At 65.4% G+C, this 14,878-nt stretch carries 10 protein-coding genes; 6 read left to right on the top strand and 4 right to left on the bottom strand.

Translation table 11 applies throughout. The features are described from left to right. The first annotated feature begins 356 nt into the window (after positions 1-356). The 5 genes from VT84_RS03160 to VT84_RS03140 all read left to right on the top strand — a co-directional run bounded on the left by VT84_RS03160 (position 357) and on the right by VT84_RS03140 (position 6,900). Positions 357-1,364, top strand: coding sequence for a DUF1963 domain-containing protein (locus tag VT84_RS03160; RefSeq protein WP_082838469.1), 1,008 nt, complete (start codon positions 357-359; stop codon positions 1,362-1,364). Between the two features lie 223 nt (positions 1,365-1,587). Beyond that, positions 1,588-2,919: an MFS transporter gene (locus VT84_RS03155; RefSeq protein WP_082838468.1), complete on the top strand. Its 1,332-nt coding sequence runs from the start codon at positions 1,588-1,590 to the stop codon at positions 2,917-2,919. Further along, on the top strand, positions 2,912-4,891 hold the full coding sequence (locus VT84_RS03150) for a pyruvate dehydrogenase complex E1 component subunit beta (protein WP_082838467.1): 1,980 nt from the start codon (positions 2,912-2,914) through the stop codon (positions 4,889-4,891). The genes VT84_RS03155 and VT84_RS03150 overlap by 8 nt, the downstream gene beginning before the upstream one ends. Before the next feature lie 4 nt (positions 4,892-4,895). Continuing rightward, the gene (locus tag VT84_RS03145) at positions 4,896-6,107 is read left to right on the top strand and encodes a dihydrolipoamide acetyltransferase family protein (protein ID WP_052553449.1); all 1,212 of its coding nucleotides are present in this window, start codon (positions 4,896-4,898) and stop codon (positions 6,105-6,107) included. A gap of 10 nt (positions 6,108-6,117) precedes the next feature. Next, the gene (locus VT84_RS03140) at positions 6,118-6,900 is read left to right on the top strand and encodes an SDR family NAD(P)-dependent oxidoreductase (protein WP_052553450.1); all 783 of its coding nucleotides are present in this window, start codon (positions 6,118-6,120) and stop codon (positions 6,898-6,900) included. Between the two features lie 17 nt (positions 6,901-6,917). Here the strand turns inward: VT84_RS03140 and VT84_RS03135 are convergent, their stop codons facing one another. The 4 genes from VT84_RS03135 to VT84_RS03120 form a co-directional block, all read right to left on the bottom strand. Then, positions 6,918-9,056: a PPC domain-containing protein gene (locus VT84_RS03135; RefSeq protein WP_082838466.1), complete on the bottom strand. Its 2,139-nt coding sequence runs from the start codon at positions 9,054-9,056 to the stop codon at positions 6,918-6,920. A gap of 130 nt (positions 9,057-9,186) precedes the next feature. Next, complete coding sequence (locus VT84_RS03130; RefSeq protein WP_052553453.1) at positions 9,187-10,428, bottom strand: DUF1501 domain-containing protein; 1,242 nt, start codon at positions 10,426-10,428, stop codon at positions 9,187-9,189. A 139-nt stretch (positions 10,429-10,567) separates the two neighbouring features. Then, a complete protein-coding gene (locus tag VT84_RS03125) occupies positions 10,568-11,962 on the bottom strand; it encodes a DUF1800 domain-containing protein (RefSeq protein WP_082838465.1) in 1,395 nt (464 codons plus the stop codon). A gap of 50 nt (positions 11,963-12,012) precedes the next feature. Next, positions 12,013-13,731 (bottom strand): hypothetical protein, encoded by a 1,719-nt coding sequence (locus tag VT84_RS03120; protein WP_082838464.1) that lies wholly within the window; start codon positions 13,729-13,731, stop codon positions 12,013-12,015. Between the two features lie 165 nt (positions 13,732-13,896). On the opposite strand from VT84_RS03120, the gene VT84_RS03115 reads away from it, so the two are divergent. Continuing rightward, positions 13,897-14,847, top strand: a complete 951-nt coding sequence (locus VT84_RS03115; RefSeq protein WP_082838463.1) for a CPBP family intramembrane glutamic endopeptidase — start codon at positions 13,897-13,899, stop codon at positions 14,845-14,847. The last annotated feature ends 31 nt before the right edge of the window (positions 14,848-14,878 follow it).

Below are 14,878 nucleotides of genomic sequence, written 5' to 3'. Positions count from 1 at the left end.
GCCGTCGCCACTGTGTCGGTCGCGCCGATGCCGCACGGCTCGACCCTAGCGCCGAGCCGCCGACCCACAACGTTCATCCCGATGGCGGAAGAATAGGCGCAATCTGGTACCGGCGAACGGTCGGCGTGAGTCGGCCGTTCGCCGACTCCTGGCACTCGTGGTGGGCTGCGGCCCGCCTTGCGCGACCACGGACGAAGTGGAACTCGGCGGAAAAGCGAGTGCCACCGCGCCACCGGCGACGTCCGGATGCGGGCACCGAACCTCGGGTCCGGCGTCTCAGTGGCAGTAGCCGAGGAGTGCCTGGCGGTCGACCGGGGTAAGGCGGATACTGGGTGTGAGTCAGACCAGAGGAAGTAATGCGGAAACACGCGATTGTGCCCGACCCGGCGGCGGTGCTGCCGGGCGAGAGCGAGATACTGGCGGCGGTGGTGGCGAACCTGGCCGACCATACAGCCAAGTTGGTGTACGCGGACTGGCTGGAAGAGCACAACGACCCCCGGGGACCGGTCCTTCGGGAGTTCGTCCGGGCCGTGCAGGACGGTCACCCGTTGCCGGCCACCGACGGCCTGTTGGCCGGGTGGTGCGAGATGGTCGGCCTCCGGCTCGTCGAGCGGGTCCGGGAGTTCGACCTCGAACCGTACCGCGACCGGCTGCTGGCACTCGCGCGCCCCGTCCTCGAATTGAACGATGTAACGCTGGTCGACGAGACGCTGTTCCCACCGGGCTGCTCGAAACTCGGCGGGCGGCCGGCACTGCCACGAGGGGCGGAATGGCCCCGGTCGGACCGCGGTCCGCTCAAATTCTTCGCCCAGTTCGACCTGGCCGATCTGCACCCGACCACCGGTGGCCGGCCACTTCCCGCAGCCGGTTTGCTCTCGTTCTTCACTTACCAAAACGCACCGGAGGACCAACACGGCGGCCCGCGTGTCATCTTTACCCCACCGGGGGGAGATTTGGAACGGCTGGACCCGCCGGACGATCTGGACGAGGATCTGGGGCGCCCCGGTCCGGCCGCGACATTCACCCTCCGCGAGTCGCTCGATCTGCCCCAAGCGATGGAGCCGTGGGAAGAACGGATCGGTCTACCGGACGAGGCCGCGGCCGATCGTTGGGAGGTTTTAAACCGGTATTGGAGCCTGCTGTGGGCTCAACGGGCCGTCGCCCACGTGCTGTTCGGGTACGCCCGCCCCCGGCACATCGACTGCGACCCGATCCCCGGTCCCGAGTGGGAGCAACTGATCTCCTTCAAGTCGGACCGCGACTTGGGGTGGGGCTGGGGAGATGGTCACGAGCTGTTCTGGTACATCCGCACCGAAGACCTGAAGGCCGGGCAATTCGACCAGACCGTGGAGACGGATGGTTGAGGCGCGGCAGCGCCCGTTCGGGTTCGCGGGCGCGACCCTGTTCCGTGCCTCGCGCGAGATGGTGACGCAACCGAAGAAGCAATAGGCCCTCGTGCCACCCGCGCGCAACTTAAGAACGCCCTCGGCTCTCTAATTCGACCCGCGGCAAAAAGGGGCGATTTTTCCGCGTGCGGTCGGGCGCGGGTCGTGGTACGCTGCGACACCTCCCCGGATCACCGTGCCGATGCCCTCTCCCGAACTCACCCCCGACGCCCCCGACGCGGTCGCGCGCAGCGCCCGGTACAAGGTCGCGTGGCGCATCCTGCCGCTGCTGTTCCTGCTCTACATCATCGCGTACCTCGACCGCGCCAACGTCGGCTTCGCCAAACTCAAGATGAAGGACGATCTCGGACTGTCCGAGACCGTGTTCGGTGCCGGCGTCGCGCTGTTCTTCATCGGGTACCTGTTCCTCGAAATCCCCGGCGCGCTGCTCGTGGAACACTGGAGCGCGCGAAAATGGTTTGCGCGCATCCTCGTCTCGTGGGGCTTCTGCTCGATGGCGATGGCGCTGGTCGAAACGCCCGCGCAGTTCTACGCCGTCCGCTTTTTATTGGGCCTCGCGGAGGCCGGATTCTTCCCGGGCGTGATCGTCTACTTCACCCACTGGTTCCCGCGGAAGGACCGCGCGCGGGCGATGTCCGTGATGCTGCTGGGCGTGCCGCTCAGCCTCGCGCTCGGGGCGCGCGTGTCCGCGGTGCTGCTCGAACAGAACTGGTTCGACATCAAGGGCTGGCAGTGGGTGTTCCTGATCGAGGGCGCGCCGGCCGTGCTCCTGGGGGCGGTGGTACCCTTCCTGCTCACGGACCGCCCGCGGAACGCGAAGTGGCTCACGCCGGAAGAGCGCGATTGGCTCGAAAACACGCTGGAATCGGAGCGCGAAGCGGCCAGCGGGACCGGGACCGTTTCGCTCAAGCAGGCGCTCCGGATGCGGAACGTGTGGCTGCTGGCGCTGGCGATCCTCGCCACGAACATCGCCGGATACGTGTTCGTCTTCTGGCTCGCGACGATGGTCGAGGGGTTGCTCGCGGCGACGGGGCGCGGGTCGGGCGCGACCAACGTGCTGAACTGGACCGGGTGCGTGTACCTGTGCGGGTTCGTCGCGGTGCTGGTATCGGGTTGGTCCTCCGACCGCACCGGCGACCGCAAGTGGCACTGCGTGACGGGGCAGATCGGCGCGGGGGTGACGTTCGCGCTTGCCCTTGTTCCGGGGCAGCCCTGGGGCGCGGTATTCGCGTGGCTATGTCTGGCCGGGTTCTTCTCGATGTTCTGGTTCACGCCCTTCTGGGTGCTTCCGACGCTCACGCTGACCTCGTCGGCCGCGGCGGTGGCGATCGGCGTCATCAATATGTGTGGAAACATTGCCGGCGCGATCGGCTCGCCCCTCCTAGGCGCGCTGAGGGACGCGGGGTTCGGCGATCAGGCTTCGATGGCGTTCGTAACGGTGTGCTTTGTCCTCGGCGCGGTGTTCGTGGCACTGGTACGGGTCGCGCCGCCCGTGGAGGAACCGAATGACTGACCCGCAGACGCAGCGCCCCACCGAGGAACTGCTCCGGCTCTACCGGCAAATGCTCCTCATCCGCCGGTGCGAAGAGCAACTGGCGAAATCTCACCAGCGCGGTTTGGTTCACGGCGCGTGCCACACTTACGTCGGCCAGGAGGCGATCGCGGTCGGCGTGTGCTCGCACTTGCGGCGCGAGGACGTGGTGTTCAGTACGCACCGCGGGCACGGGCACGCGCTCGCGAAGGGCGTACCGCCGGTGCAGCTCATCGCCGAACTGTACGGGCGCGCGACGGGGTGCTCGCAGGGGCGCGGCGGGAGCATGCACCTGTTCTCGCCCGAAGTGGGCATGATGGGCACGAGCGGGATCGTTGGCCCGTGCATCCTGCAAGCGACCGGCGCCGGGTACAGCTTCCGGTTACTGAAACAGGACCACGTCGCGGTCGCGTTCTTCGGCGACGGTGCGGTGAACAACGCGGCGTTCCACGAGGGGCTGAACCTCGCCGCCATCTGGAAACTGCCCGTCCTGTTCGTGTGCGAGAACAACCAGTTCGCGACGGAAGTGCCGTTCGCCTACGCCGCGGGGAACCCGAGCGTGGCCGCACGCGGCGCGACCTACGGTATGCCCGGGATCGAACTCGACGGCAACGACGTTGTCGCGATTCGCGCGGCCGCGGGGGAAGCAGTCGCGCGGGCGCGGAGTGGCGGTGGGCCGACGCTGTTCGAGTGCAAGACCTACCGCACCCGCCCGCACGCGGAGGGCATGGGCGACTACACCTATCGCACCCGCGAGGACGTGGAGAACTGGAAGACCAAGTGCCCTATTGATCGACTCCGCAAAGCGTTCTCGGCGAATCTCGCGCCCCTCGATGCCATTGATGCCGAAGTTCAGCGTGAGATCGAAGCCGCTCAGCGCGAGGCCGAAGCGAGTGCGTGGCCCGACCCCGCAACGGCCACCACGCACATATACGCCGAAGCACGCAGACCGGCCCCACCTCCACCCGCGGATTCGGGGCGCGATATTAGCTATTCGCAAGCCACGCTCGAAGCACTCGGGGCGGAAATGGCGGCGAACCCTGCGATCTTCGTTCTGGGGGAGGGCATCGGCGTTCGGGGCGGGAACTTCAAGACGACCGCGGGGTTGTACGACAAGTTCGGCCCGGAGCGCCTGCGCGACACGCCCATTTGCGAGCGCGGGTTCGTCGGGCTGGGGGGCGGAGCGGCCATGACCGGCACGCGGCCGGTCATTGACTTCATGTTCGCCGACTTCGTGCTCGATGGTGTGGGCGAGATCGTGAACCAGATCGCGAAGATGCAGTACATGAGTAGCGGGCGGCTCAAAATGCCGATCCTGCTGCGCGGCTGCATCGGCATCGGTCACTCCGCCGCAACGCACCACTCGGGCAACTACTACCCGATGTACGCGCACTTCCCCGGTCTGCACGTGGTGATCCCATCCACGCCCTACGACGCGAAGGGACTGCTGCACCACGCGCTCCGCTGCGACGACCCGGTGATGTTCCTCGAACCGCGCGAAATTCTGTCGCTTACCGGGCCGGTACCGGAAGCGCCTTACGAGATCCCATTTGGCCAAGCCGCGGTGGTGAATACAGGGACCGACGTCACCGTGGTCGCGATCGGTCGAATGGTTCGCAAGGTATTCGACGTGATCGCCGATCTCGGCCGCGAAGGAATTTCGGTCGAGTTGATCGATCCGCGAACGGTCGCGCCACTCGATACGGAGACCATCGGCGCATCGGTCGCGAAGACCGGTCGGCTGCTCATCGTGGACGAGGCGTTCGGGCTGTACGGGATCGGCGCGGAGATCGCCGCACAGATCGCGGATCGGTTCTTCGACGAACTCGACGCCCCGATCAAGCGCCTGAACGGTCTGCACACCCCCACCCCCTACAGCCCGCCGCTCGAAGCCGCGGTGGTACCGAACGCGGACGCCATCGCGCGCGCGATTCGCGACCTACTTGCCGAGTAAACTCATGCCGATTCCCGTTTCGATCCCGCGCCTCGGCTGGAACATGGAAGAGGGCGTCTTCGTCGAGTGGCTCAAGGCCGACGGCGACGCCGTGAAGTCCGGCGACGCGGTGTTTCGTCTCGAAGGCGAAAAAGCCACCGAGGACATCGAGAGCCTTGATGTGGGCACCCTTCACATCCCCGCGACCGGCCCGAAGATGGGCGACCGGCTCCCGGTCGGTGCCGTGATCGGCTACTTGCTGCAAACTGGTGAAGCCCCTCCAACGGGAGCCTCGCCCACGAACGGCGAAATCGAACAGGCACCGCCGCCTGCAGAGGTTATTGAGAATCCGCCCGCAGTGAGCGAACTTGCCCAACCACTCATTCCACAGGCAGGTCACACCGAAGCCGTCCCCGCACTAACAGCAATCACACCCCGCGCACGCAGACTCGCTGCACGACTTGGGGCGGATGTGTCGCGTGTGCGCGGAACCGGGCGTAACGGCCGCGTGCGCGAACGCGACATCGCCGCAGTTGCTCCCCCTCCTACCCCCTCGGGGGACACGATCCCGCTGACCGGCACGCGCCGGGCGATTGCGGCCAAGATGATGGAGAGCCGGCAGACGACGGCCCCCGTCACGCTGACCGCGCAAGTGGACGCGACCAACCTCGTGAACCTCCGCGAACAGTTCAAAGCGGCCGGGAGCGAGCGAGTCCCGTCGTACACCGATTTTCTTCTGAAGTTCGCCGCGCTCGCGCTTCAGAAGCACCCCGCGCTCGCGTCACAATGGGCGGGCGCGGGAATCGTGCCCGCCACGAGCATCGACATCGGCGTCGCTGTGGATACCGAATCGGGCTTACTCGTGCCGGTCGTTCGTAACGTCCCGGCGCTCGGATTGCGGCAACTCGCGGAGCAAACGAGCCAGTTGATCGACCGCACCCGGCGCGGCAATCTTTCCACCCGCGACATGCAGGGCGGGTGCTTCACGATCACGAACCTCGGTGCGTTCGGGATCGATGCGTTCACGCCGATCATCAACGCGCCGGAGTGCGCGATTCTCGGTATGGGGCGCATCGAGCGCCGGCCGGTGATGGACGGCGACCGCGTCGTCGGGCGCGATCTGCTCGTGCTGAGCCTCACGTTCGACCACCGAATCGTCGACGGCGCTCCGGCCGCTCGTTTCCTGCAAGCACTCGCGCAGTGCGTCGAGAACCCGGCCCCGTGGGTATCGAGTTGAGGACGAATCGATGAAGTGTGACCTGAACGGGACGGTGAGCCTCGTGACCGGATCGGCGCGCGGCATCGGGCAGGGCATCGCGGACCGACTCGCGCGCAACGGCAGCGTGGTCTATTACACCGATCTCGTGCTCGCCGAAGCACAAGCCGCTGCCTCAGCGACACCCAACGGGCACGCGCTCAAACTCGATGTCACGAAGCCCGCCGAGATCGCGTCGGTGGTTCAGCAGATCACAGCCGAGTGCGGGCGGCTCGACGTCCTCGTGAACAACGCGGGCGTGAACACGATGGCGCATCGCGTCACCATCGACTCGTTCCCGCGCGAGGAGTGGGACCGCATTCTCGCGGTGGATCTGACCGGTCTTTACGAGATGAGCAAAGCGGCCGCGGCGGTGATGCGCGAGCACAAGCGCGGGCGCATTATCAACATCGCGTCCATCGCGGGGCTGGTGCCGTTGCGGTTGCAGTGCGCGTTCGTTGCGGCGAAGGCGGGCGTGGTGAACCTCACACGCGCAATGGCCCTGGAATTGGGGTCGCACGGAGTTCTGGTGAACGGAATCGCCCCCGGTTCGACGCTCACCGAGGGCACGCGGAAACTCTTCTACGGCGACGACGGGTTGTTCAAGGAGTCCGTTCAGCGGATGCTCGACCACGTCCCGCTCGGGCGTCCCGGCACCGTGGACGAGATCGCGGTCGCGGCGCTGTTCCTCGCGGACCCGGAGAACAGCTACATGAACGGTCACATCCTCACCGTGGACGGCGGGTGGACGGCCGGTTACACCCGCGACTTCTGATTTTACACGCGGCCGGGTCACTTCTTCTTCGGCGCACCCTCCACGACTATCGTGATAGGTACCGCCGCGTAGGTCGGGGCCGCGCGCGGCACGACGTTACCCGGTTGCTTCGGTTGGGGCGCTGCGCTCTGCCCGCGAAGTACCAGCGTGTGCGTGCCCGGGAGCAGGGCGGGCGGCACGTCTACACTGATTTTAATTTCGGTACTCGCGGGCTGTGCGGTGCCGACCGCCGGGAGCGGCTGGTTCCCCTGTTGGCGCGGACCGAAATTCGGCGTGGCCGCGAAGATCTGGATCGCGTCCTTGAACTTGGCGTCGCGGTTCACCTTCAGCGTTACTTCGATTTTACCGCCCTTTGGGGACACCTGCGATTCGACCGGTGTAAGAGTGAACGGTGCCTCCCCGCGAACCGCGAGCGCGAGCCCTTCGCCGCGGTCCATGCGAGAAATCATCGGGGTGTTCGGAACCTGGTTCGGTTGCAGCCCAGTCGCGGGCCACGTTACGGTGAACGGTCGAGCGGTGTAGGCGCGCGCGCCGCTCGTGGCGTGAATCGTGATGAACCCCTCCCACTCGTCCGCGTCCTTCTCGCACGTTAGCGCGAGCGTACCCCGAGTTTGCCCCGGGCCGATCACTTGCTTCGGGCACTTCACCCCTTTGGGGAGCGCACCCGCGCTCAGCTCGATCGCGTCGTTAAAGCCGTCGAAGCGGAACACGAACACCGCGAACACCGCGCCGCCGCCCTTCGTGAGCGTGCCGGCGTCCGGAAGGTGCGTCGAGAACGGCATCACCGCGATCCGGAAGTCGGGCCTCTCCTTCGCGATGCGCAGGACGTACTGGTCGCGCACCCCGAACTGCACGCCGGCCTCGCGCGTGGACACCATCACCCTATATGTGCCGTCCGCGGGCACGTTGAAGCGGTAGCGGGCGGGGTCGTCGCCCTTGGTGTAGAACTGGTTCGGGCTGAGGGTGTCCGCACCGTCGTCCTGTTCGGTAATTACCTTACCCCTGGCATCGGTGAGGAGGAAGTACGCATCGACCGGCGACCCGATGCGCTCCGCGAACACTTCGAGCGTCCACACCTCCCCTTTCTTCGCCGCGAAACTGTACCAGTGCCGCTCGTTCTTCTTCGTGATGTGCCCCGCGATGTCACACGGCGCCTTCACCTCTTGCGCGTCGGTCGCCGTGCCGTTTTTCTCGTTATCAAGAACGACCGGCGTTTGGGGCGCGAGGAGCAGGTTCCCACCGGGTGCGGAACGCGGGTGATCGACGGCGTCGATCATGGCCGCGGTCGGGGAGGTGAGCCGGCTCGATAGCAGTTTGCCTCCGAGGTCGCGCCCCTTGGTGTCGATCTTGTCTGCCGGCCCGGTTCGGGTAAACGGCATGACCGCGTCGGTTTCGAGCGGCGGGACCAGCGCGTCGACCCACCCGCCGGCGGTCACCGTCAACCGGTAGAAGTGGTCCGGGCCGCCGGTGGTGTACGCGAACTGCGACACGCGAACGAGATATTCCCCATCGGTCGGTGCCTTGAAGTCGAGAACCGCGTCGCCACCGCGGTACCCGCGGTTCGAGGCGAGCGGCCTGCCGTCCGGCCCGCTCACCATCAGATCCGCCTGCATCTTGCTATCGATGCTCGTTGTCAGGCAGTACACGACGATATTCTGCCCCGCTTTCGCCTTGAACGCGGTGTAATCGACATCGGTCGGCGCACTAATGACGCCGTTCACCGTCGTCTCGATTTCGATCTTCTGGGCCTGACTCACGTCGTTATTCGGTTCCACCTCGACCATGTCCGTCGTACCACTCACAACGAACGCGCGCGGGTTGCTCAGCCCGCTCTTGCTCACGACGCGGACGTCGTACATGCCGCTCGCGTCCTTCGGAGCGGTGACTTTGAACCTCACCGCGGCCGTGGGCTGATTGGGTTGCGGCTGTTTGGGCGCGGGCGTGGGGGCCGCACCAACTCGCTCGGCCGTGAACCCTTTCGCACTGAAGAGTAGCTTCTCGTTGCCGTCGAACCCGGTGCCCGAGAACGTGACCTCCACCGTGTCGCCGGCCTTTGCACCGGGCGGGAACACCGTGAGCAACTGCGGGCCGGATTGGGCGCTAACGTAACCCGCAAAAAGTAACACGACGAACGCAGCAACCGCGCGACGGAACATGGTGGTCCCTCAAGAGGTGATTGCAGCCTACCCGGGACGCGCACTGCGGACAAGTTGCTGCGCGACGAGACAGCAAGACAAAAGCCCCGGCACAACACCGGGGCTTCGCCGCGTTGATGTACTTCCCCCGTCACTTCGCGAACACTTCGGCCGGCTTGAACCCGTCGCCCAGAACGGGCTTGGGGTCGATTCCGAGCCACTTGTCGAGTACGGCCGCGTATACCCGTCGGAAATCGGTGCCGTGAACCAGGTTCCCCTCCTTTAGCCCTTTGAGGCTCGGGTGCTCACCGACGACACCGGCCTTGACCCCACCGCCCACCAGGATCATCGGCGCCCCGGCGCCGTGGTCGGTACCCTTGCTGCCGTTCTCGTAGGCGCGCCGGCCGAACTCGGAGAACGTCATGACGCACAACCGATCCTTGTGCCCGCGCCCGGCCAGGTCGCGGTAGAACGCGGAGATCGCGTCCGATGCCTGCGTGAGCAGGTTCGCGTGCGCGCCGGTGGTCCCGCCTTGGCCCGCGTGCGTGTCGAACCCGTCGATCGAGACGTAGAAGAGTCGCGCCCCGATGTCCGCGTCGATGAGCTGTGCGGCGAGCTTCAGCTTGTTGCCCAGTGCCGAAGTCGGGTACGGCACCTTCGGCGCGTAGTTCTTGCCGATGCTGGCGAGTTTCTCACTGCTCGCGTAGGTGCTCATCTGCGTGCGCGCCACAAAGTCTAGAAGTGATGTCCCCGAGCTTCCCCCCGCAACCGTTGCAGCCGATGTAATCACGTTCTTCTGCGCGGTGGCGTCGGCCCCCGTCACAGAAACCGTCTTGAGTTTGAAATCATCGAGCGAGGTGATGCTCGGCACACGAACGGGCGCGCCGGTGAGCGCGAGCGGTGCCGGTTCGTTCCCGCCCGCGAGGTGGAACGCGGGCACCGGGCGCTTCTTGAGCGACTGACCGAGCCACCCGGTGGTGAGCGCCTCCGCGGCGCTGGCCGCGTGCCACACGTCCATACTGCGGAAGTGCGACTGACTCGGGTTCGGATAGCCCACCCCCTGCACCACGCACACCGCGCTGTCGTCGGTGTAGAGCTTCGCGAGCGTGGTCATCGCGGGGTGAAAGCCGACGTCGTCGGTGAGCTTCTTGACCTGATCCTTCGCGATGGCGATGGTCGGTCTGAGCTTGTAGTAGTCTGCATTCGTGAAGGGCACAACGGTGTTCAGCCCGTCGTTACCGCCCGTGAGCTGCACGACGACGAGCACGGTGTCTTTGGCCCCCGCTTTGTCGGCGAGCGGGGCCGAACGCGCCGTGTGCCCCAGGAACGCCGGCACCGTGGAGCCGAACCCGATCAGCGAGGAGGTCTTGAGGAAGTCGCGTCGCGTGGTCATGGGGAACTCCTGGCGAACCCCGCCCGCAAGGGCGGTGGGTTTTCGTCAACTCATTAGACTGTTGTCTTCGATCGGGTGGCACCAGTACCCACCGCCCTTGCGGGCGGGGTTCACCGCGCCCACCGCCTTACGGGTGGTCTTAATTCAGTTGATATTCCGGCAACGTCAGGACCAGGTGCGTGACGGCCCGCGTGCGGTGGTTCGCGATGTCGTCCTCGGACCAGTACGCGGGGTACTTCACGTCTTTCGTGGCCTTCAGGTAATCGAGCAGTTTGGTACGGGCCTCGTCGGATACGTCGTTCTGAAGGAACAGGCCCAGGAGGAAATCGATCAACTGTGCGTCGGTCTTGGCGCCGTGTTTCGCCACGAGCACGGCCGGGTCGCAGCGCGTGCCGAAGCGGGCGCTGTCGGTCGCGGTGATCGCGAGCGCGAGATTGTTCCGGCCGAGGAGTGTTTGCGCGTTCAACCACGCTTCTCCGCCGTCCCAACCCTTCACCGATGGCGGCGCGAACAGTACCTGTCCCAAGCCGTCGAGCACCTCCGCGAGCGGGAGCGTGCCGACCACACCTTCAAGCGCCCGAACGCTCCCGATTGCGAACTCCACCGGCGATTTGATCTTCGCGCGGTACGCGACGGGGCTGAAAAACAGATTCGAGCGGAGGATGGTCGAAACGAGCTTGCCGGTATCGAAGCCGGACTTGCGGTACTGCTCCGCGAGCGGGTCGATGAGGTCCGCGCCGGGCGTGTCGGCATCGCTAACGAGGAACTTGTAGAGCTTGCGAACGATGAACCGTGGGCACGCTTCGTGATCGAGACACAATCCCGCGATGTCCTCCCCGGTAAACTTCCCCTTCTTGCCGAACACGTCCTTCTCGCTGGCGTCGTGCTGGCGCCGGTTCAGCGTGCCCTTACCTTCTTTGATCTCGTACCCCGTGAACGCGCGCGCCGCCTGACGGATGTCGGTTTCGGTGTAATTGCCGACGCCGAGCGAGAAAAGTTCCATCACCTCGCGGGCGTAGTTCTCGTTGGGCGCGGCCTTCGTGCTGGTGTTCGTATCGAGCCACACGAGCATCGCCGGGTCCGCGCCCATCTGCGTGAGGAGCGTGCGGAAACTGCCAAGCGCGTGCTCTTGGATCAGGCGGTACTGCGCGAGCATGAATCGCGCGTTCTGTACCTTCGCGTTGCTCGTGGCGAAGTGGTTGTGCCAGAACAGCGTCAGTTTCTCGCGTAGCGGGTGTCGCGTCTTCAGCATCCGATCGAGCCACCACGCCGAGAGCCGCCCTTGCGGTGCGCCCGGCGGCATGCTCCGCTCCGACGCCATGAACGCGGACGTGCGGGTGAAGTCTTCGGTTTCCGCCTCGCCCGCGAGCACGCGATCGAGCGCCTTGGCGTGCCCGTCCTTCACCCCGGCGTCGAGTTCGCGTTCCGTCGCGCCGAACCCCGAGCGCCGGTAGAGGTGCCCGACCTTCTTCCGGTCCCACGGGTTCTCGGCGCTCGGGGTGTACGGTTGCCAGGCGTTTTTGGAATCGAGCATGTGAGCCTCGTGAGCGAACGGTGCGGCTACTGGTCCGGGCGAGCGGTCGTTTACTTGCGCGGCGCCAGATCCCACACCAGATCGAGCTTGTACTCCGTCTCGGTGATATCGAGTTCCCCGCGCACGGTGCCGAGTGACTTCACCCACGCGACCAGGCTCGCGACCTCCTTACGGGCGTCTTCCAGACCGATGCCGCGTGCGAGTACCGCGTCCGTGATGAACGGGTCCGGGAGCGTGGCCAGCGCGTCGGACGCCGCTTTCGTGGAGAACGCGCCGCGAACCACCGCGGCACTCGGTTTTGCCTTCTGCGGGGGCTTCAGTTCCGTGATGAGCTTCTTGCACAGTTCGACGGTGGTCGCGACGACCAGTTCGTTGCCGACGACGGCGAAACACGGCTCGAAGTTAAAGCGAACGCCGTCCGGGTCGTCCGGGCGCTCCTTGTTCTCCGGGAACCGATACGCGACGATCGCGACGTCCTCGTGTTTGTGCTCCGTCATCTTCAGATCGAATTGCAGGCTCGCGAGGATCGCGGCCAAGCGCAAGATCGGGTCGATGGATTTCACGAACTTCGGGTCGCGTCCGGTCGCGACGTAGCCGAACGCCGGGAACCGCTGGCCGGGTTGTTTCTTGTAGGGAGGGGCGTCGTGGTTCGCGACCACGATCCGGTGGTACGGTCCCCACATTTCGAGTAGCTCGCCCACCCGCGTGCTTCCGGGCAGTACCTTCGACACGTCCTTTTCGGCCTTCTCCAACTGCCCGCGGATCTCGTCCCCGAGCAACTTCGTGCGGTTCTTCCAGAGGAAGCCGATATCGAGGTGGAGGCTATGCGTGTACAGCGTGCCCGGCGGTTCCAGGAGCGGGAGCGACCCGGGTTCGCCCTTCGGCGGAACGTGAAGCTGGTACTCGGGCGGGAACTCGCTGCGCCCGGCCGGAACGCGCACCGAGAGCCGAAACCCCGTCTGCTCCTTGTACAGCCCGGCCGCGACGAAGTCCGCGCGTTTCAAGCAGTCGATACTCCCACCGACGACGAGTGTTTGCAGGAAGTCCCGCCGGGTCGCGTCGAAGAAATCTTTCGTTGCTTTGGACTGCTTCACGGACGCGAAATCGAGCCACAGCCACGCGAGCGGGTCTTTGGAGAGGAGCTTGAACGTGTCCTTGCGGGACGTGTGCCCGGGCGACTTGGCGCGGGCAGTGGTCGCGAGTATTACTCCCGCTTTCAGCATTGTCTCGTTGTTGGAAATCAGCACCGTTGCACCGGCGCGAGCCACAAACAGGTCACCAACTTTGATCGTGTCTTGTCCTGCAATGTTGAACCGCTTGATGCCGTCCTTCGCTCCCTGTCGGGCGAGTTCCTCTTCGACCGTTTTGAGCGCGAGGTCCATCGCCTTCTTGACTTGCGCTTCGTCTTTCCCCTGCAAAACGAAAATAGTCGGTGCGGGATCGTTTGCGAACTGGACGCCGATCGCGATACCGTCGCCCGCGAGCTGGTCGAGCAGTTCGGGCCACTTCGCCCCGAGTTCCTTCTCGAACATCGCGAGCAATTGGAACGCGCGTTTGGCCGCAGCAGATTCGTAAACGCTACGGTATTGCGGGAGCTTCTGAGCCTTTTGAAAGGCTTCCAGCCCGGTGACGGCCTCCGCGAGTTTGCGCGGGTGGTCCGCGGCGAGTACGAGTTGCGCCGAAGCGGGAACGCAATCGAGCGGGTCCGCGGCCCGCGCCGAACTCGCAGCGAACACGAGGGCGAGTGCCGGCAGTGTGAAGCGCATCATGCCAAATCTCCGGGGTAGCTTCGTCCGGAGGTACTTCTCGTTCCGGGCGCGAGTTTCAGAAAAGTGACACATTGCCGCGCGATAACTGTTGCGTATCCCCACGACCCCTCTGCTACAATTTCTTCACGCCCCGCTGGGCGTAACGCTCAAACTGTCGCCTTCAATATGCCACCCGACGAATACAACCAACCCACCGACACCGATGCGCTGCGCCCCCGCGCGGGCGATTGGGGCGCGGCGGAACCGGAACTCGATTACGACCCGGACGCGGTGCCCGTCGTGTATCCGGTCGCGACGCAGTGGTGCTGGCGGTGCGGGGAGACCGCGGCCCCGATCGCGGGCCGGTGCCCGTGGTGCAACACCTGGACCGACGGTGAGCCCCCGCGCCGCGAACCGGAACCCGTTCTGTCGATCGACGACGACCCCGAAGACGACTGGCACACGGACGCGCCCCAACACGCGATCCCGGTGCGCAGACCGTACCTGATCCCGCCGATCGTGATCGTGGTGCTCGCTTACGCCGCGCTGCTCGGCACGCTCATCATGTGCGCGGTCATTGTTGCCGTGCGCGGGGCGAGCACACCGGACGAAATTCAAGAAGCTCAAGCGTTCGTCGAGGTCGCGAGCACGCTGCTCACGCTCGGGTCACTCGCGCTCGTGTGGTCGCGCTCGCGCCAAAAAGTGCCCGACGGAACAATGGCGCTCGCCTGGGTCACGTCCGTACCGGTGCTGTTTGCGCTCCTGTGCCTGAACCTCCTGTTCTTCACCGTCCTGCGCGAGCTGCTCAAACCGCTCGGCGTGGTTGAGCCGGAGCGGATGAAGATGACGCTGGCCACCGTTCTGCTGATCTGCGTGCAACCGGCCATTGTGGAAGAGCTTTTCTTCCGACAGATGACTTTGGGCGTGCTGCGGAAATCGATGAACGTGCATTTGGCCGTGTGGATCACGGCGGCGGCGTTCGCGGGCGCGCACTTGGGGAACATTTTGGGGATGCCGTACCTGTTTCTGGTTGGTGCGTTCCTGGGTTACGCCCGCGTGTACGGCGGACTAACGCTCGCGATGATCCTGCACTTCGTCCACAATTTCGCCGTCGTCGCTTACGACGCCTGGCGGTGATTTTGGCGCGGTCCGCGCACTCTGCGAGGGA

The sequence above is a fragment of the Gemmata sp. SH-PL17 genome, assembly GCF_001610855.1.
Taxonomy (GTDB): domain Bacteria; phylum Planctomycetota; class Planctomycetia; order Gemmatales; family Gemmataceae; genus Gemmata; species Gemmata massiliana.
The sequence above is the reverse complement of the archived record's forward strand: the minus strand, read 5'-3'. Positions and strand labels throughout refer to the sequence as shown.

Bases quoted from the DNA above. Each gene is read 5' to 3' on its own strand.
- VT84_RS03160 (WP_082838469.1), top strand. From the start codon at position 357: ATGCGGAAACACGCGATTGTGCCCGACCCGGCGGCGGTGCTGCCGGGC.
- VT84_RS03155 (WP_082838468.1), top strand. From the start codon at position 1,588: ATGCCCTCTCCCGAACTCACCCCCGACGCCCCCGACGCGGTCGCGCGC.
- VT84_RS03150 (WP_082838467.1), top strand. From the start codon at position 2,912: ATGACTGACCCGCAGACGCAGCGCCCCACCGAGGAACTGCTCCGGCTC.
- VT84_RS03145 (WP_052553449.1), top strand. From the start codon at position 4,896: ATGCCGATTCCCGTTTCGATCCCGCGCCTCGGCTGGAACATGGAAGAG.
- VT84_RS03140 (WP_052553450.1), top strand. From the start codon at position 6,118: ATGAAGTGTGACCTGAACGGGACGGTGAGCCTCGTGACCGGATCGGCG.
- VT84_RS03135 (WP_082838466.1), bottom strand. From the start codon at position 9,056: ATGTTCCGTCGCGCGGTTGCTGCGTTCGTCGTGTTACTTTTTGCGGGT.
- VT84_RS03130 (WP_052553453.1), bottom strand. From the start codon at position 10,428: ATGACCACGCGACGCGACTTCCTCAAGACCTCCTCGCTGATCGGGTTC.
- VT84_RS03125 (WP_082838465.1), bottom strand. From the start codon at position 11,962: ATGCTCGATTCCAAAAACGCCTGGCAACCGTACACCCCGAGCGCCGAG.
- VT84_RS03120 (WP_082838464.1), bottom strand. From the start codon at position 13,731: ATGATGCGCTTCACACTGCCGGCACTCGCCCTCGTGTTCGCTGCGAGT.
- VT84_RS03115 (WP_082838463.1), top strand. From the start codon at position 13,897: ATGCCACCCGACGAATACAACCAACCCACCGACACCGATGCGCTGCGC.